Origin of the sequence: Achromobacter sp. EB05, assembly GCF_044232075.1 — a bacterium.
In the GTDB taxonomy this organism is placed as follows: domain Bacteria; phylum Pseudomonadota; class Gammaproteobacteria; order Burkholderiales; family Burkholderiaceae_B; genus Achromobacter; species Achromobacter dolens.
This window is the reverse complement of record NZ_CP155917.1, coordinates 4,907,669-4,924,897: the sequence shown is the minus strand read 5'-3', so window position 1 is coordinate 4,924,897 and position 17,229 is coordinate 4,907,669. Positions and strand designations below refer to the sequence as shown.

The 17,229-nt window shown below is 69.2% G+C and carries 20 protein-coding genes; 10 read left to right on the top strand and 10 right to left on the bottom strand.

From position 1 onward, the window contains the following. Positions 1-305: 305 nt before the first annotated feature. From AAID08_RS22440 to AAID08_RS22430, 3 genes are all read right to left on the bottom strand, one after another. The gene (locus AAID08_RS22440) at positions 306-845 is read right to left on the bottom strand and encodes an SRPBCC family protein (RefSeq protein WP_054501025.1); all 540 of its coding nucleotides are present in this window, start codon (positions 843-845) and stop codon (positions 306-308) included. Beyond that, positions 838-1,203 (bottom strand): ArsR/SmtB family transcription factor, encoded by a 366-nt coding sequence (locus AAID08_RS22435; RefSeq protein WP_395756906.1) that lies wholly within the window; start codon positions 1,201-1,203, stop codon positions 838-840. Before AAID08_RS22435 ends, AAID08_RS22440 begins: the two co-directional genes overlap by 8 nt. Positions 1,204-1,268: 65 nt before the next feature. Then, positions 1,269-1,700, bottom strand: a complete 432-nt coding sequence (locus tag AAID08_RS22430; protein WP_395756905.1) for a GFA family protein — start codon at positions 1,698-1,700, stop codon at positions 1,269-1,271. Between the two features lie 196 nt (positions 1,701-1,896). On the opposite strand from AAID08_RS22430, the gene phnC reads away from it, so the two are divergent. The 3 genes from phnC to phnE all read left to right on the top strand — a co-directional run bounded on the left by phnC (position 1,897) and on the right by phnE (position 4,620). Then, entirely contained in the window at positions 1,897-2,739 is an 843-nt protein-coding gene (phnC, locus tag AAID08_RS22425) for a phosphonate ABC transporter ATP-binding protein (RefSeq protein ID WP_144655336.1), read from the top strand. Between the two features lie 29 nt (positions 2,740-2,768). Then, entirely contained in the window at positions 2,769-3,749 is a 981-nt protein-coding gene (phnD, locus tag AAID08_RS22420) for a phosphonate ABC transporter substrate-binding protein (protein WP_175142552.1), read from the top strand. Positions 3,750-3,825: 76 nt separating this feature from the next. Continuing rightward, positions 3,826-4,620, top strand: a complete 795-nt coding sequence (gene phnE / locus AAID08_RS22415) for a phosphonate ABC transporter, permease protein PhnE (RefSeq protein ID WP_020926712.1) — start codon at positions 3,826-3,828, stop codon at positions 4,618-4,620. Positions 4,621-4,642: 22 nt separating this feature from the next. Here the strand turns inward: phnE and AAID08_RS22410 are convergent, their stop codons facing one another. From AAID08_RS22410 to AAID08_RS22400, 3 genes are read right to left on the bottom strand one after another with little or no spacing between them, the layout of a single operon-like run. After that, a complete protein-coding gene (locus tag AAID08_RS22410; protein WP_372414727.1) occupies positions 4,643-5,134 on the bottom strand; it encodes a GAF domain-containing protein in 492 nt (163 codons plus the stop codon). After that, the gene (locus AAID08_RS22405) at positions 5,131-6,102 is read right to left on the bottom strand and encodes a tripartite tricarboxylate transporter substrate binding protein (protein WP_054417151.1); all 972 of its coding nucleotides are present in this window, start codon (positions 6,100-6,102) and stop codon (positions 5,131-5,133) included. The genes AAID08_RS22410 and AAID08_RS22405 overlap by 4 nt, the downstream gene beginning before the upstream one ends. A 56-nt stretch (positions 6,103-6,158) precedes the next feature. Further along, complete coding sequence (locus AAID08_RS22400) at positions 6,159-7,991, bottom strand: gamma-glutamyltransferase family protein (RefSeq protein ID WP_395756904.1); 1,833 nt, start codon at positions 7,989-7,991, stop codon at positions 6,159-6,161. A gap of 108 nt (positions 7,992-8,099) precedes the next feature. On the opposite strand from AAID08_RS22400, the gene AAID08_RS22395 reads away from it, so the two are divergent. Beyond that, positions 8,100-9,059 carry a LysR family transcriptional regulator gene (locus tag AAID08_RS22395; RefSeq protein WP_054501032.1) on the top strand — a complete coding sequence of 320 codons (960 nt, stop codon included), beginning with the start codon at positions 8,100-8,102 and terminating at the stop codon, positions 9,057-9,059. A 61-nt stretch (positions 9,060-9,120) separates the two neighbouring features. Here the strand turns inward: AAID08_RS22395 and phnN are convergent, their stop codons facing one another. From phnN to phnF, 4 genes are all read right to left on the bottom strand, one after another. Further along, positions 9,121-9,699, bottom strand: coding sequence for a phosphonate metabolism protein/1,5-bisphosphokinase (PRPP-forming) PhnN (gene phnN, locus AAID08_RS22390; RefSeq protein WP_395756903.1), 579 nt, complete (start codon positions 9,697-9,699; stop codon positions 9,121-9,123). Next, positions 9,696-10,439, bottom strand: a complete 744-nt coding sequence (locus tag AAID08_RS22385) for a DUF1045 domain-containing protein (protein ID WP_144655332.1) — start codon at positions 10,437-10,439, stop codon at positions 9,696-9,698. The genes phnN and AAID08_RS22385 overlap by 4 nt, the downstream gene beginning before the upstream one ends. A 2-nt stretch (positions 10,440-10,441) precedes the next feature. Then, positions 10,442-11,638, bottom strand: coding sequence for an alpha-D-ribose 1-methylphosphonate 5-triphosphate diphosphatase (locus tag AAID08_RS22380; protein ID WP_054501035.1), 1,197 nt, complete (start codon positions 11,636-11,638; stop codon positions 10,442-10,444). A gap of 98 nt (positions 11,639-11,736) precedes the next feature. Further along, positions 11,737-12,459, bottom strand: coding sequence for a phosphonate metabolism transcriptional regulator PhnF (phnF, locus tag AAID08_RS22375; protein WP_054501036.1), 723 nt, complete (start codon positions 12,457-12,459; stop codon positions 11,737-11,739). Between the two features lie 184 nt (positions 12,460-12,643). Between phnF and phnG the strand changes: the two genes are divergently transcribed. From phnG to phnL, 6 genes are read left to right on the top strand one after another with little or no spacing between them, the layout of a single operon-like run. Next, positions 12,644-13,114 (top strand): phosphonate C-P lyase system protein PhnG, encoded by a 471-nt coding sequence (phnG, locus tag AAID08_RS22370; protein ID WP_064528272.1) that lies wholly within the window; start codon positions 12,644-12,646, stop codon positions 13,112-13,114. 1 nt (position 13,115) lies between these two features. Next, positions 13,116-13,733 (top strand): phosphonate C-P lyase system protein PhnH, encoded by a 618-nt coding sequence (gene phnH, locus AAID08_RS22365; RefSeq protein ID WP_064528275.1) that lies wholly within the window; start codon positions 13,116-13,118, stop codon positions 13,731-13,733. Position 13,734: 1 nt separating this feature from the next. Further along, positions 13,735-14,850, top strand: coding sequence for a carbon-phosphorus lyase complex subunit PhnI (locus tag AAID08_RS22360; protein WP_144655330.1), 1,116 nt, complete (start codon positions 13,735-13,737; stop codon positions 14,848-14,850). Further along, positions 14,847-15,737 carry an alpha-D-ribose 1-methylphosphonate 5-phosphate C-P-lyase PhnJ gene (locus AAID08_RS22355; RefSeq protein WP_054501040.1) on the top strand — a complete coding sequence of 297 codons (891 nt, stop codon included), beginning with the start codon at positions 14,847-14,849 and terminating at the stop codon, positions 15,735-15,737. The genes AAID08_RS22360 and AAID08_RS22355 overlap by 4 nt, the downstream gene beginning before the upstream one ends. Then, on the top strand, positions 15,734-16,510 hold the full coding sequence (gene phnK / locus AAID08_RS22350) for a phosphonate C-P lyase system protein PhnK (RefSeq protein ID WP_054417160.1): 777 nt from the start codon (positions 15,734-15,736) through the stop codon (positions 16,508-16,510). The genes AAID08_RS22355 and phnK overlap by 4 nt, the downstream gene beginning before the upstream one ends. Before the next feature lie 2 nt (positions 16,511-16,512). Then, a complete protein-coding gene (phnL, locus tag AAID08_RS22345; protein ID WP_395756902.1) occupies positions 16,513-17,229 on the top strand; it encodes a phosphonate C-P lyase system protein PhnL in 717 nt (238 codons plus the stop codon).

Genomic DNA, 17,229 nt, shown 5'->3' with positions numbered 1-17,229 from the left:
AGGTTTCACCCAAGAAAACCGGTTGCAGCGTTGCGGGAATGCCGGGCGTAAGTCCGGCCAGACCCGCCACTGCGGGTAGTACTCAGACTGCCACCGTGGGTTGGCACTCAATGTTGTGAACGAAGCCCGGTTTTTGCGGAAAAATCACGGACTTATGTTACTGCAAAGCGCAATGATTAGCCAGTTTTTATCCGGCCTGGCGGCGTGATAGTTGCTATTGAACGACTGCGCCGCGCCCGATCCGGGCATTGGAAAGGCGGGCGGCGCTCGCCCCGCGCCGCCGGAGGCGGGGCGGAGGGCGTCCCTCATTGCGCCGCGATGCGCGCCTGGTAGTCCGTTTCCCAGCGCTGCAGCGCCGACCAGAACGGGCCTGGCGCGCGGCCGGCCTGGCGCGCCGCCAGCACGCCCAGGTGCGCATGCCAGCCGGCGGCCACGTCGATCATGTCGGCACGCGAGGCCAGCTTGCGGTGTGTCAACACCAGGCGGGTGCCTTCGCCTTGCGGCGACAGCTCGAACGTGACTTCAGACGGCTGGCCCTGCGAGCCGCCCCAGGTGAACGCAAGCAGCCTGGGCGGTTCGCAGCGGGTGATGATGCCGTGGGTGGTGACGCCGTTCTCATAGGGCTTGTAGGGCGCCGGCGTGGGCTCGGCCACGGATGACAGATCGGCGTGCACGAAGCGCAGCGTGACGCCGCCGCCTTCGCGCAGCTCCATGTCGCCGCTCGCCAGCCACAGCCCGCGCTTGTCGGATTCGGTCAGGAAGGCCCAGACCTGTTCCACGCTGCCGGGCAGGACGCGGGTGAAGCAAAGGGAGGTGGGGCTGGTGACGACAGCGTAATCACTCATGTTGGCTCTCCGAAGATGCGGTCGGGGGCGCATGGGCGGCCAGCGCGGCTTCGAGCGCGTCCAGCCTGCCCGACCAGAAGTGTTCATAAAAGCGCAGCCATCGCATGGCTTCGGCCATCGGGGCCGGATTCAGGCTGCATACATGGCTGCGGCCGTTGACGGTCCGCCGCAGCAGGCCGGCCCGTTCCAGCGCCTGCACGTGTTTGGAGGCGCCGGCAAAACTCATGCGCAGGGGCGCGGCCAGTTCACCGATGGTCCTGTCTCCGCCGGCCAGGCGCCGCAGCATGTCGCGGCGCGTGGGATCGGCCAGCGCGCGAAAGACGGCATCGAGGGACGGGGGAGGCAGTGATTCAACCATGAGGTTGAATATAGCCCGCCTTGCCGTTTCAATTCAACTGTCTGGTTGAGTTTCTGTGTAACCGTTCAGGTGACCGCGTGCGGCAGGGACGTTTCGGCGCCTTCGAACGCGTCCGGGTATTGCGGCAGGGAGTCGGTGATGTCGAACCAGGGCGCCTTGTTCGCCACATGACAGTGCGCGCCTGGCTTGATGCCGGGGTCATCGTCCAGGGCGCCCAGGGGCAGGCCGTAGATGTCGGGCGTCTGGTCGAAGCGGCTGAGCAGCGGCGTGCCGCAGGCCTCGCAGAAGCCACGGTAGTTGCCCGGCGACGAGCAATACCAGGTGACGTGGCTTTCCCCCTTGGTCCAGGCGAAGTCGCTGGCCTGCACGGTGGCGCGGCTGCGGAACGCGGCGCCATGCGACTTGCGGCACATGGCGCAATGGCAATTGAGCGCGTCAGTGAGCGGGCCGGTGATCTGGTAGGCAACACGGCCGCAAAGGCAGGAACCGTTGAGCATGATGACCGCCTGTCGAAAGGGGGATTGTTTGAATATACCCGCCACCTGCGACGGTGGCGCGGCGTTATGTGACGGATGTCTTTCAGTCGGTTGCCGTGACCCCTATTTTCAGCCAAATGATTCGATCGCCAGGTCATCGCGCTGTCATGCCGCGAAAACAGAATGCGCGAATGAACCAATCCAAGGGGATTCAACGATGACCTACGCCATCGAAGTACAGGGGCTGAGCAAGTCCTTCCATCCCGGCGCCCGTGCGCTGGACAACGTCGACCTGCGCGTGGCGGACGGCGAGATGGTGGCGCTGCTGGGCGCCTCGGGCTCGGGCAAGTCGACGCTGCTGCGCCATCTGGCAGGCTTTGTGGTCGGCGACGCGGGGCAGGGCAGCGTCACGGTCAACGGCCAACTGATCCAGCGACATGGCCGCCTGTCGCGCCAGGTGCGCGGCGCGCGCGCCAGCATCGGCTTCGTGTTCCAGCAATTCAACCTGGTGGGCCGCCTGCCGGTCATCACCAATGTGCTGACCGGCCTGTTGCCGCGGGTGCCGCTGTGGCGCAGCCTGACGCGCGTGTTCCTGCGCGACGAAGTGCGCCAGGGGCTCGACGCGCTTGCCCAGGTTGGTATAGACGACTACGCATTTCAGCGCGCCTCGACGCTGTCCGGCGGCCAGCAGCAGCGCGCCGCCATCGCCCGCACGCTGGTGCAGAACGCCCGCGTGATCCTGGCCGACGAGCCGATCGCCTCGCTCGACCCCGAATCCTCGCGCCGCGTGATGGACACGCTGGCGCACATCAACCGCAGCCGCAAGGTGGCCGTGGTGGTCTCGCTGCACCAGGTTGATGTGGCGTTGCGCTACTGCCCGCGCGTGGTGGCGCTGCGCCACGGCAAGGTGGTCTACGACGGCCCCTCGGCCGACCTGACGCCGGCCATGCTCCGCGACCTGTACGGCTCGGAACTGAGCGAGCTGCTTCCCGAATACACGCCGCAAGCCCAGCCCCTGCCGGGCCTTGCGTCGCTTTCCCGACAGGCCTGCGCGGCCTGACCCCGCCCGTTTCCTACCCGGAGCTTTCCATGCTACGCAGAACCTTTGTTGCCCTGATCGCCGCTGCCGCCTTGTCCACGCAAGTCCATGCGCAAGAGGCCAAGCCGTTGAACTTCGGCATCATTTCGACGGAGTCGTCGACCAACCTGAAGTCGGTGTGGCAGCCCGTCATCGACGACCTGAGCCGCGCCATCGGCGTGCCGGTCAAGCCGTTCTTCGCTTCCGACTACGCCGGCATCATCGAAGGCATGCGCTTCAACAAGGTGCAGATGGCCTGGTACGGCAACAAGGCGGCCATCGAGGCGGTGGACCGCGCCAACGGCGAAGTGTTCGCGTCCGTCATCGACAAGGATGGCAACCCGGGCTACTGGTCGCTGCTGATCGTCAACAAGGACAGCGACATCAAGAGCCTGGATGACCTGCTCAAGCGCCGCGGCCAGTTGACCTATGGCGCCGGCGACCCCAACTCGACCTCGGGCACCGCCGTGCCGGGCTACTACCTGTGGGCCGCCAACAAGATCGAGCCCAAGACCTTCTTCAAGGCCGTGCGCGTCAGCAATCACGAAACCAATCTGCTGTCGGTCATCAACAAGCAGGTCGACGTGGCCGTCAACAACACCGAGGCGCTGGAGCGCTACCGCCTGAGCACCGGCAAGGACGCCAACGACAGCGTGCGCATCCTGTGGAAGTCGCCGCTGATCCCGGCCGACCCGCTGGTCATGCGCACCGACCTGCCGGCCGACATGAAGGCCAGGATCCGCGATTTCTTCGTCAACTACGGCAAGGGCAAGGATGCCGCGCGCGAAATGGCCAACCTGAAGGCGCTGACCTACCAGGGCTTCCGCGCCTCGGACAACCAGCAACTGGTGCCGATCCGCCAGATCGAACTGGCACGCGAGAAGGCCAAGATCGAAGCCGACGCCACCATCGGCCAGGCCGAGAAGCAGAAGCAACTGGCCGACCTGGACGCCAAGCTGGCCAGCCTGGGCCAGCCCACCGCCAAGCAGTAACGATGCCGCGCCGCGCCGGCGCCTTTCCGTCAAGCGCCGGCGCGCGTCCATCCGATTTCCCTACTCCGGAATTTTCATGACCCTGGCCGTGCCTTCTTCCCGTTCCCCCGCCGCCCCGCGCTCGTCGTTGCCGGTCCTGCTCGTATGGGCCTTTGTGCTGGCGCTGCTGGTCATGTCGTGGCGTGGCGCCGACATGCGGCCGCTGGACCTGTTGCGGGACTCGGGCAACATGGCCCAGTTCGCGGCCGACTTCTTCCCGCCCAATTTCCGCGACTGGCGCATGTACCTGGACGAGATGATCGTGACGGTTCAGATCGCGGTGTGGGGCACGTTCCTGGCTATCGTGGTGGCCGTGCCGCTGGGGCTGCTGTGTTCGTCCAACATGGTGCCGGCCTGGGTCTACCAGCCGATGCGGCGCCTGATGGACGCCTGCCGCGCCATCAATGAAATGGTGTTCGCGATGCTGTTCATCGTGGCGGTGGGCCTGGGGCCCTTCGCCGGCGTGCTGGCGCTGTGGGTGCACACCACCGGCGTGCTGGCCAAGCTGTTCTCCGAGGCGGTCGAGGCCATCGACCCGCGTCCGGTGGAAGGCGTGCGCGCCACCGGCGCCAACGCGCTCGAAGAGATCGTCTACGGCGTGATCCCGCAGGTGCTGCCGCTGTGGATCTCGTACTCGCTGTACCGCTTCGAGTCGAACGTGCGCTCGGCCTCGGTGGTGGGCATCGTCGGCGCCGGCGGCATCGGCACCGTGCTGTGGGAAATCATCCGCAGCTTCCGCTACGCCGAGACCTGCGCGGTGATGATCATCATCGTCGGCTTCGTGGTCGTGATCGACATGGCCTCGGCCCGCATCCGCCGCGCGCTGATCTGAGCCACTGGGCGCGCCCCGCATTTCAACCGGCCGGCGTCAGCGCCAGGAAGGCCGGCAGGGCCAGCAGGCCCGCCAGCCGGGCGGCGGCGATGTCGGCCGGCGTCAGCGCCGCGCGCGGCATCAGGAAGTTGACGGTGCCCAGGCAGGCGCCGTCGAACACCACCGGCACGTTGATCACCGATTGCAGGCCGAGCGCCTGGATCGCGTCATGGTCGTCGAAGAATTCGCGGATCGCGTCGACGCCCTCGCCGATGAAGACCTGGCGTTCGAGCAGCACGTGGCGGCCCCAGGCCGTGCCGCGCTTGTCCTTGCTGCCGCCGGGCGGATAGGCGGCGGCGTTCGAACTGTACAGCCGCACCACCCGCATGCTTTCGGCGTCATGGCGGTTGATGGTGCACAGCGTGTGCCCCAGCGTGGCGTGGGCATGCGCGTCGAGCGCGGCGAAAGCGGCCGGGGCCGAGGCCCCGTCATAGGCCAGCGCCAGGCGTTCGAGGGTGTCGGACGTGAGGCTCATTCGGCGGTGATTCCCAGTTCCTTGATCAGCTTGCCGTACTTGTCGGCGTCGCGCGCCAGCACCTGGCCGAACTGCTCCGGCGTGGTGTCCAGCAGCAGCACGCCCATGTCGCCCATCTTCTTGACGACGTCGGGGCGCTTGAGGATCTTGTTGATCTCCTGGTTCAGGCGCGTGGTCAGTTCGGGCGGCATGCCGGCCGGGCCGAAGGCGCCGTACCAGACCGACAGTTCATAGCCAGGCAGGGTCTCGGCCACGGTCGGCACCTCGGGCAGCAGCGGCGAACGCTGTTCCTCGGTGACGGCCAGCAGCTTGAGCTTGCCGGTCTGCACGTGCGGCAGGGTCTGGGTGCCGGCGCTGAACAGCACCTGGGTGCGGCCGGCCACCGTGTCCAGCACAGCCGGCGCGCCGCCGCGGTAGGGGATGTGCATCATCTTCACGCCGGCGGCCTTCTCGAACAGCGCGGCGCTCAGGTGATTGGTCGAGCCCTGGCCGGCCGAGGCGTAGGCCACCTTGTCGGGGTTGGCCTTGACGTAGTCGATGAACTCCTTGACGTTGCTGGCCGGCACCGAAGGATGCACCACCATCGTATTGGTGACCAGCGCCAGTTCGGCGATGGGCGTGAAGTCCTTGACGCCGTCGAACGGCATGTTGCCGTAGAGCGCCTGGTTCATGGTGTGGGTGCTCATCGAGCCGACCAGCAGCGTATAGCCGTCGGGCTTGGCGCGCGCCACGAAGGTGCTGCCGATGTTGCCCGAGGCGCCCGAGCGGTTCTCGACGATGACGGGCTGGCCCAGCGACTGCGTCAGGCCTTCGGACAGCACGCGCGCCAGGATGTCGGTGGAGCCGCCGGCGGCCCATGGCACGATCAGCGTGATCGGCTTTTCGGGCCAGGCCGCGTGCGCCAGCGCGGGCGCGGCGCAGGCCAGGGTCAGGGCGCAGGCGCGCAACAGTCGTCGGATGGTCTTCATGGTGTTTACCCCTTGTGATGTGGCCGGTCTGTGCGCCGGCTGGATGGAAAAATGGTTCATCGGCCGACCGCGTAGCCCTGCATGCCGCGCGGGTTGGCGGCGGCGCGCAGCAGCAGGCCGCCGCCGGCCGCCGGTTCGCGGGTGCAGGCGCTGATGCGGCCTTCGGACCAGTCGGGGCCGACGCGCAGGTCATGGCCGGCCTCGCGCAGCGCTTGTTGCGTGGCTTCGGGCAGGCGGCCCTCGACGGTCAGGCGGTTCAGCGTCAGCGAACGCGGCCAGAACGAGCCCGGGAAATGGTCGATGTGCCAGGACGGCGCGTCGATCGCCTGCTGCAGGTTCAGGCCCATGGCGTGGCGCAGGAAGAAGGACACGGTCCACTGGTCCTGCTGGTCGCCGCCGGGCGTGCCGAAGGCCATGTAGGGCAGGCCGTCGCGCAGCGCCAGGCCGGGCGACAGTGTGGTGCAGGGCCGCTTGCCAGGTTGCAACTGGCCGGGCACGCCCTCGTCCAGCCAGGTCATCTGCAATCGCGTGGTGAGCGGAAAGCCCAGCGCCGGCACCACCGGGCTGGACGACAGCCAGCCGCCGGACGGCGTGGCCGCGACCATGTTGCCGTCGCGGTCGATGACGTCGATCTGGCAGGTGTCGCCGACGAAGATCTCGCGCGCGGCCCATTCCGCCACCGGCGGCAGCGCCGCGAAGGTCGGCTCGCCCACGCCGAAGCGGGTGTCGGACGCGGCCAGGGTGCGGGCGGCGGCTTCCAGGTCGGGCAGGCGCGGCGCGCGGCCATCCGGGGATCCGGGTTGCAGCGTGGTGGCGGCGCGTGGGCCGATGGCGGCGGCGCGCGCGCGGGTGTAGTCGTCGCTCAACAGCGCGGCCAACGGCACGTCGACGAAATCGGGATCGCCGTACCAGGCGGCGCGGTCGGCGAAGGCCAGCTTGGCGGCCTCGGCGATGCGGTGCACGAATTGCGGCGAGGCCGGGTCCAGCGTGTCCATTTGCAGGTGGCGCAGCAGCGCGAGCTGCTGCAGGTGCACCGGGCCTTGCGACCAGACGCCGCATTTGGCAACCGTGTAGCGGCCGTATTGCAGCGTGACCGGATCGTCGTAGCGGGCGCGCCAGTCGGCCAGGTCGGCCTTGCGCAGCAGGCCGCGATTGCGCTGGCCGGTGGTGTCGCGTACGGCTTCATGGGTGTAGTAGGCGTCGATCGCGTCGGCCACGAAACCGCGGTACCAGACGGCCAGCGCGGCGTCGATGCGGCCATTGCGGTCGGTCGCCGCCGCGTGCGCTTCGTCGAGGATGCGGGTGTAGGTGGCGGCGATGGCCGGCGTGCGCAGCAGCGCGCCGGGCGCGGGCACCTTGCCGTCGGGCAGCCAGACGGCGGCCGAGCTGGTCCATTCGTCGCGGAACAGGGCCTGCACCGCCAGGATGGCCTGCGAGATGCGCGGCACCAGCGGGAAGCCGTTGCGGGCGTAGTCGATGGCCGGGCGCAGCACGTCGGCCAGTTCCCAGGTGCCGTAGTCGCGCAGCATCGTCAGCCAGGCGCCGAAGGCGCCGGGCACGGTGGCGGGCAGCAGGCCGATGCCTGGCACCAGGTCCACGCCGAGTCCGCGGAAGTAGGCCGGCGTTGCCAGCGCCGGCGCGGGCCCCTGGCCGCACAGCGCGCGCATGCGGCCTTCGCGTTCGCTCCACAGCAGGATCGGCACTTCGCCGCCGGGGCCGTTCAGGTGCGGCTCGACGATCTGCAGCGTGAAGCCGCCGGCCACCGCGGCGTCGAAGGCGTTGCCGCCGCGCTCCAGCACGCCCATGGCGACCTGCGACGCCAGCCAGTGGGTGGACGAGGCGACGCCGAAGGTGCCGCGGATTTCGGGGCGGGTGGTGAAGTCGGACATGGGCGGGGTCGGGCGAGGTGGGGATACGGCGCAGTATAGGATCGTGAAATAACTGATGTGTCCGTTGTTGGCATAATTGAATAACCAATCAGTTATGAGTAGACCGCCTTGACCTGGGACGCCGCCCGACTCGCCAACCGCCTGCGCCACCGCCACCTGGTGCTGCTGGCGAATATCGCCAAGCACGGCACGCTGACCCGCGTGGCGGCCGCCACCGGCATCAGCCAGCCCGCCGCCACCAAGGCGCTGGCCGAGCTCGAGGACATCTTCGGCGCGCCGCTGTTCCTGCGCACCGGGCGCGGCATGCAGCCCACGCCGCTGGGCGAGCTGGCGCTGGTGCGGGCCCGCCGCATGCAGGGCGACCTGGACCTGTGGGCGCGCGAGGTCGAGGCGCTGCACGACGGCCGCGCGGCGCATCTGCATGTCGGCGTGGTGCCTTACGTGTCGAGCGCGCTGCTGACCGCCGCCATCGGCCGGCTGCACCAGCGCCACGGCGTGACCCTGACGCTGCACCGCGCCACCACCGACCACCTGGTGCCGATGCTGCGGCGGCACGAGCTCGATTGCATCATCAGCCGGGCGACCTCGACCCTGGCGCAGGACGACCTGACCCATCGCGTGCTGTACCGCCAGCGGCCGCGCCTGATCGCGCACAGCCGATTGGCGCAGCGCCTGGCGCGGCGCGAGGCGGACTGGGCGGCGGTGGCGCGGATGGATTGGGTGCTGCCGGCGGTCAACACGCCGACGCGCCAACTGATCGTCGAACACTTCATCCGCGCCGGCCTGCGTTCGCCGGCGCCGGTGCTGGAAGCCTATTCCACCGATGTGATCGAGGGCATGCTGAGCGCCAACCCCGCGCTGATGTCGGTGGTGCCCGAGGACATCGCGCGCGAGCTGTGCCAGCGCGGCAAGCTGGGCATGGTGCCGTGGGACTTCGGCTGGGAGTTGCCGCCGATCAACCTGATCCGCCGCCGGCGCGAGCAGGCGCTGGCGGCCGAGGAGTGTTTTTCCGACATCCTGCTGGAGCTGTGCGCCGACCTGGGGCCGGACGCTCGACCGCGGGAGTGAGGCGCCCGGCCGGCGCGGCCGTGGCTCCGCGGCGGCCGTTTCGCGGTGATGCCGGCGCGGGCTACGCGATCAGCCGGCCGCGGGCGATATCCAGCAGTTCGGCGGTGGCGGCTTCCGGCGCGCCGTTGTTGCCGACGCGCAGCAGGCGGCATCCCTCGGGGACAGGGAAGTCCTGCGCGGCGCGTTGCAGGCGCAGCGCGATCTGTTCGGACGTTTCGCGGCCGCGCGCCGCCAGCCGCCGCGCCAGTTGCGCGGGGTCGACCGTGACCTCGACAGCCGTCAGCGCCGGATAGCGCCGGTGCGCCTCGGCCAGGTGCGCGCGCGAGCCGTTGATGATGACGGCCGCGCCGCCGTCCAGCCAGGCGTCGACCTCGACGCCAATGCCGTACTGCAGGCCGTGGCTGGTCCAGCGCAAGGCGAAACAGCCCAGGGCGGCGCGGCGCGCGAATTCTTCGGCGCTCAGGCACAGTGCGTCTTCGGTGGCGCCGCTGTCGCGCGTGATGTAGCGGTGCGCCACCAGCACCGGTTCGTTGTCGCGCAGCCCGGCGCGCAGCAGCCGCAGCAGGGTGTCCTTGCCGCTGCCGGAGGCGCCCATCAGGTAGACCAGGCGTTCGCCGCTGGCGGGAACGGGCGGGTTCATGCCGTCGCCGATCCTTGCAGGTAGGCCGCGCCCGCCGCGTCGATGTGGCCGCCATCGAAGGGGTAGTGGCGCGCGACGATGAAGTCGGCCCCCGCTTGCGGCTGGACGTAGACGCTGACGCCGGGCACCGCCATGGGCTGGCCGCGCAGCGGATCGGCGAACGCCGCGATGCCGGCCCGCGCCTGCTCCAGCGCGGCGCCGTCGAGCTTGCCGGTCAGCGTGATGTGGAAGGTGAAGGTGTCGAACACATAGGGGTAGCCCCAGCGCGCCAGCATGGCCTGCTGTTCGGGCGACAGCGCGTGCGCCTGGCGCCGGGCCAGTTCGGCGGCGGTGGCGGGCGCGCGCAGGTCGTCCAGGCCGCGCACGGCGGCGGCGGCCAGGGCGTTGATGCGGGCCTGACCGTCGGTGTCGGCGGCGGCGATGCGCCACGCCAGGAAGCCGCGCAGCGGCTCGCATTCAAGCTGGATGGCAAAGGCGCTTTCGCCGGCGGCGAGTCGGCGCGCGGCGGCGTCCACGTCCTGCGGCGCGGCGCCGGGGCGCAGCCGGAACGGCGGCTTCAGCGTGGCGTGCAGGCCGTAATGGCGCGGCGCCTCGGTCCAGTCGCGCGCGGCCTCGGGCTGGCCGGGCAGCGGCGGCAGGGCCTGGCCGGTGTCGGCGCAACGGCCCAGCCAGCGGCTGCCCAGTTCGCGCCAGGGGCCGGCGGGGGCGAGATACAACGCATAGCGGTGGGCCGACGGCATGATCAGGCCGCCATGCGCTGATTGTGGTCGTCGCCGAAGGCCCGGGTGGCGTAGCGCAGCTCGCCGCCGACGATGGCGGCGCAGACGCGCGGCAGGCCGGGCACGTGGTCGTCGACCACGATGGCGTCGGCGATCAGTCCGGGCGCCAGCGCGCCGCGATCCTGAAGGCCCGCGGCGCGTGCCGGGTTCAGCGACACCAGGTTCCAGGCCTGCTCCAGCGGCAGCACGCCGTCGTTCACCAGGCGCAGCGCCGCCGCCAGCGGCGCGGGGTAGTAGTAGTCGGAGGTCAGGACGTCGCACAGGCCGGCGCGCACCATTTCGGTGGCGCTGGGGGCGTTGGTGTGGCTGCCGCCGCGCACGACATTGGGAGCGCCGAACACCACCGAGTTGCCCAGGTCGCGGGCCACGCTGGCCGCCTCGCGCGTCAGCGGGAATTCCGCCACGCCGCAGCCCAGTTGGTGATAGTAGCGGCGGGTGGCGGCGTCGGGATCGTCGTGCGAGGCGACCCGCAGTCCGGCCGCCTGGGCGCTGGCGGTCAGCTCGCGCATGGCGTCGGCCACGGAGTCGGCCGCGCCCATGGCGCGGCGGATGCGTTCCTGGAAGGTGTCCAGGTCGCATTCGGCGCGGTCGGCGTACTGCAGCAGCTTGCGGTCGTCGCCCAGGCGGCGGGCCATGCTGGGCAGGTGGTCGTTGAGCGCGACGAAGCGCACGCGGCCGTCGCGGATCCATTGCTGCGCGGTCTCGACCCCGCCGACGTGGTGGGTCTCGAAGCGCAGGTGCACATAGTGGCGCGCGCCCATGATGTGTCCCATGCGTTCCAGTGCGGCGAACATGCGCTCGGCGTAGGCCTCGCCGCGCAGGCCGCCTTCCCACGACAGCGTGACGCCGTGGAATTCGGTGGTGATGCCGTTGGCCAGCAGTTGGCGGTCGACGTCGAACAGGGCGCCGTCGTAGGGGAAAGTGACGCTGGGGCGCGGCATGATGGCGCGTTCGAAGGCGTCGCCATGCAGGTCGACGATGCCGGGCAGCACCAGCAGGTTGCCGGCGTCGAACCAGGCCGCGCCGCGCGCGGCCGCGTTGCTGGCGTCGTCGATCAGTCCTCCATGGAATCGCAGGCTGGCGTGCTCGATGCCGCGCGGGGTCAGGATACGTTGGCCTGTGACACCGGCCAGGGGCGAGGGGGCGTGTGCTTGGTTCATGAATGGAAAGTTAGCGGTGTAGCATTACAACCAGATGTCTAGATGAGTGAAATCGCAGGGCGGCGCAAGCGGCCGCGCGCGGCCGCCGCGCACCGGCCTCAACTGTCGTCGGCCACCATGAGCTGGACCAGGTCGCCGACGAAGCGGGTGATGCTGTATTGCAACGGCGCGCCGGCCTGGTCCACGTTCAGCGCCTCGACCTGCAGGATCGGGCGCGTCTTGGGCTGGCCGAGGATGCGCGCCACTTCCGGAGACGGCAGCGTGGCGGTGATGCGCGACCATTTGCGCGTGTAGTCGCCGATGCCGTAGTGGGCGTAGACCTTCGAGACCGAGCGCAGCGCGTTCATGCGTTCGATGAAGTCGGGGAAGCGCTTTTCGTCGAAGTAGTGTTCGGAGGTGCTGATGGGGCGGTTCTCAGCCTTGCCCACCATCTGCACCCGCAGCAGCGGGGCGTTGCGCGCCAGGCCCAGGTGCTTGGCGATGTCGGCGGCGCGCAGCGTCTGGCTGCCCAGGGCTTCGAGGTGGCCCAGCATGCCCTGGCTGCGCAGGTTCTCGGAAAAGCGCGTGCGCTTGCCGATGGCGTAGTCGATGGCGTGTTCCTGCACGAAGGTGCCGCGCCCCTGCTCGATGCGCACCAGCCCGCTCTGTTCCAGCTCGCCCATGGCGCGCCGGATGGTGTGGCGGTTGACGGAGAACTTGGCGGCCAGCTCCGGTTCGGAGGGCAGTTGCTCGCCCGCCATGTACAACTTGTTGCGGATGTCGTCCGCCAGCGACTCGCCGATCTGTCGCCACACGGCGATACCGGAACCTCTTTCGACCATAGGATGTGCTCGTGCTGTCATATCAGCTTCATCAAGAATGGCTGTGATTGTGCACCAAGCGGCGGACGCGGGATAGGCAATGCGTCCCCGCCGCAACTGTCATCAAAAATTCACGCCAGGCTGTTGAACTTCCACTTGAACGCGATCATACTCCATCCAGTCGTCTAGACGTTTAGAGGAAATAATGGACCATCCACAAACCGCGCAGGGTGAAATCCAGGCGCAACGGGCCGCCTGGATGCGGGTGTTGGCGCTGGCCGATCCGGCCATGCTGGAAGGGGCGTTCGGCGCGCTTGGCGGCGTGCCGCCGTATCAGATGCTGCGCCCGGCGCAGACCGGCATGGCCATGGCGCGGGCCCGCAGCGGCGGCACCGGGGCGCGTTTCAACCTGGGCGAAATGACGGTGACACGTTGCGCCGTCAGCCTGGACAACGGCGTGGTCGGCATCGCCTACGTGCAGGGCCGTTCGCTGCGCCATGCCGAGCAGGCCGCGGTGGCCGACGCGCTGCTGCAACTGCCCGACTGGCACGACACGGTGCAGGCGCAGTTGATCCAGCCGCTGGCGCGTGAACGCGCCGAGCGCATCGATCGCCAGGCGCGCGTCGCCGCGCAGACCAAGGTCGAATTCTTCACGATGGTGCGAGGCGAGGACTGACATGCATCAAGAACTTCTTGGCGCGGCCGCCGCGAGCCGCAAGCTGCTGCCGGGCTTCGCGGACCCGGTGAACGACGCCCAGGCCACCTTCCGCACCGCGCTCGACGCCATGGCGCATCCGGGCCGCGTGTATGAAGTGGCCGCCGCCAGCGGCGTGCCGGCCGGCCTGTCGCCGGCGCTGACCGCGCTGCTGCTGACGCTGGTGGACGTGGACACGCCGCTTTGGCTGCCGCAGGGCCTGGACGCCGGCGTGCTCGATTTCCTGCGCTTCCATTGCGCCTGCCCGATGGTGCCGTCGGCCTCTCTGGCGCGCTTCGCGGCAGTGCCGGCGGGCGGCAGCGCGCCCGCGCTGGCGTCGTGCCATCCCGGAGACCCGGCCTATCCGGATCTGTCCACGACGCTGCTCATCGAGGTCGCGTCGCTGGACGCAGGCGCCGAGGTCACGCTGACCGGCCCCGGCATCCAGAGCCGCCAGGCGCTGCGCGCCGCCGGCCTGCCGGACGGTTTCTGGCGCGACTGGCGCATCAACCATCAACGTTTTCCGCTGGGCGTCGACGTGTTCCTGACGCACGGGCGGCAACTGTGCGCGCTGCCTCGCGGCACGCGCGTGGAGAGCTGACATGTATGTGGCCGTCAAAGGGGGCGAACGCGCCATCCTCAATTCCTACAGAATGCTGGACGACTATCGGCGCGGCGACCGGGCCCTGCCCGAACTGAGCCTGGACCAGATCCGCGAACAGATGCCGCTGGCGGTGTCGCGCGTGATGGCCGAAGGCTCGCTCTACGATCCGCAACTGGCGGCGCTGGCGCTCAAGCAGGCCGCCGGCGACGTGATCGAAGCGGTGTTCCTGCTGCGCGCCTACCGCACCACGCTGTCGCGCTACGGCTACACCCAGCCGATCGACACCGGCGCCATGCGCCTGCAGCGCCGCATCTCGTCGACTTTCAAGGACGTGCCCGGCGGCCAGATCCTCGGGCCGACCTACGACTACACCCAGCGCCTGCTGGACTTCTCGCTGGAGGCCGAGCGCGAGGCCGACGCCCTGCCGGCGGGCGGCGAGCCGCTGGACAGCGCCATGCCGCGCGTCACCGACCTGCTGGCGCACGACGACCTGATCGACGCCGAGGCGGTGCCCGAGGGCGATCCCGAGCCGTTCGACCTGACGCGCCAGCCGCTGGACTTTCCTGCCTCGCGCGCCGCTCGCCTGCAGAATCTGGCGCGCGCCGACGAGGGCTTCCTCTTGTCGATGGGCTATTCCACGCAGCGCGGCTACGGCAACACGCACCCGTTCGCCGCCGAGATCCGCTACGGTTTCGTGGAAGTCGAGATGCACATCGAGGAACTGGGTTTCGCCGTCACGGTGGGCGAGATCGAGATCACCGAATGCCAGATGGTGAGCCAGTTCGCCGGCAACGCCGGGCAAGGCCCCAAGTTCACCCGCGGCTATGGCCTGACCTTTGGCTACGGCGAGCGCAAGGCCATGTCGATGGCGCTGGTGGACCGCGCCATGAAGGCGCAGGAACTCGGCGAACGCGCCGACTCGCCTGCCAATGACCACGAGTTCGTGCTGTACCACAGCGACAACGTCGAGGCCTCCGGCTTCGTGCAGCACTTGAAGCTGCCGCACTACGTGGACTTCCAGGCCAACCTGGAACTGCTGCGCCGCCTGCGCGCCGAGCGCGCCGCGCCGGCCCCCGAGAACACCCGCCAGCTCGACGAGGCCATTTCCTCATGACGACTTCCCCCACTTCCGGCGCCGCGGTCGAACGCGACGAGCACTATAACTTCGCCTACCTCGACGAGTCCACCAAGCGCATGCTGCGCCGCGCGCTGCTCAAGGCGGTAGCGATTCCCGGCTACCAGGTGCCGTTCGGCAGCCGCGAGATGCCGCTGCCCTATGGCTGGGGCACGGGCGGCATCCAGGTGACGGCGTCGATCATCGGCCCGGGCGACGTGCTCAAGGTGATCGACCAGGGCTCGGACGACACCACCAACGCCATCAACATTCGCCGCTTCTTCGGTCGCGTGACCGGCGTGGCCACCACCGAATCGACCCGCGACGCCAGCATCGTGCAGACGCGCCACCGCATTCCGGAAACGCCGCTGCGGGCCGACCAGATCATGGTGTTCCAGGTGCCGATCCCCGAGCCGCTGCGCTGGCTCGAACCGAGCGAGACCGAGACCCGCACCATGCACGCGCTGGCCGAATATGGCGGCATGCACGTCAAGCTGTACGAGGACATCGCCCAGCATGGCCACATCGCCACTACCTACGACTACCCGGTGATCGTCAACGACCGCTACATGATGCGGCCGTCGCCGATCCCGAAGTTCGACAACCCCAAGCTGGACAACAGCCCGGCGCTGATGCTGTTCGGCGCCGGCCGCGAAAAGCGGGTCTATGCGGTGCCGCCTTACACCCGGGTCAAGAGCCTGGATTTCGAGGACCATCCCTTCACCGTGGAGAAGTGGTCGGAATGCTGCGACGTGTGCGGCTCGCGCGACAGCTTCCTCGACGAGATCATCCTGGACGATGCCGGCACCCGCCGCTTCGTCTGCTCCGATACCGAATACTGCAACGACCGCCAGGCCGCGCAGGCCGCGAAGGAAGCCACCGCATGAACGCCCAACCCTTGCTTTCCGTGCGCGGCATGACGCGCACCTGGGACGGCGTGCACGGTTGCCGCAACGTCAGTTTCGACCTGTTCCCCGGCGAGGTGTTGTGCGTGGTGGGCGAGTCCGGTTCCGGCAAGAGCACGCTGCTGTCGGCCGTGTCGTACCAGACCGCGCCCGACGCCGGCAGTGTCTGGTACGACACCCGCGACCAGGGTTTCACCGACCTGGCTGCGCTGTCCGGCGCGCGCCTGCGGCTGCTGGCCCGCACCGACTGGGGCTTCGTGCGCCAGAACGCCCGCGACGGCCTGCGCATGCAGGTCAGCGCCGGCGCCAACATCGCCGAACGCCTGATGGCGGTGGGCGACCGCCACTACGGCGAGTTGCGCCAGGCCGCGAGCGGCTGGCTGCGGAAGATGGAGATCGACGCGGGACGCCTGGACGACGCGCCGGCTTCTTTCTCCGGCGGCATGCAGCAACGCCTGCAGATTGCCCGCAACCTGGTGACCCATCCGCGCCTGGTGTTCATGGACGAGCCGACCGCGTCGCTGGACGTGTCGGTGCAGGCCCGCCTGCTGGACCTGCTGCGCCAACTGGTGACCGACCTGGGCCTGGCCGCGATCGTGGTCACCCACGATCTGGCGGTGGCGCGCCTGCTGGCGCACCGCACCCTGGTGATGCGCGGCGGCGAGGTGGTCGAAAGCGGCCTGACCGACCAGATCCTCGACGATCCGCAGCATCCCTACACCCAGTTGCTGGTGTCTTCCATTTTGCAGAGCTGACCATGACTGTCGCGAAACCCATGATCGAGGTGCGGGGCCTCGGAAAGATGTTCACCCTGCATAACCAGGGCGGCATCCGCCTGCCGGTGCTGGAGGCGGTCGATTTCGACGCCGCCGCCGGCGACTGCCTGGTGCTGGCGGGCCCTTCGGGCACCGGCAAGAGCACCTTGCTGCGCTGCCTGTACGGCAACTACCTGGCCACCGAAGGCAGCATCCGCGTGCGCGCCGGCGATGACTGGGTGGAACTGGTCGGCGCGCCCGAGCAGCGCATCCTGGCGTTGCGGCGCGACGTCCTCGGCTACGTGAGCCAGTTCCTGCGGGTGATTCCGCGCGTGTTGGCGCTGGACGTGGTGGCCGAGCCGCTGCGCATGGCCGGCGTCGAGCCGGACGAGGCCCGCGAGCGCGCCGGCGCCATGCTGCGGCGCCTGAACGTGCCGCAGCGCCTGTGGGGACTGGCGCCCGCCACCTTCTCGGGCGGCGAGCAGCAGCGCGTCAACATCGCCCGCGGTTTCATCGCCCAGCATCCGATCCTGCTGCTGGACGAGCCGACCGCCTCGCTGGACCCGGACAACCGCGCCGTGGTGGTGGAGCTGATCCGCGAAGCGCGCGCCGCCGGCCGCTGCCTGCTGGGCATCTTCCACGATGAAGAAGTGCGCGACGCGGTGGCGTCGCGCGTCCTGGCGCTACGCCCCGCGCAAGCCGCCGTCGAACTGGAGTAA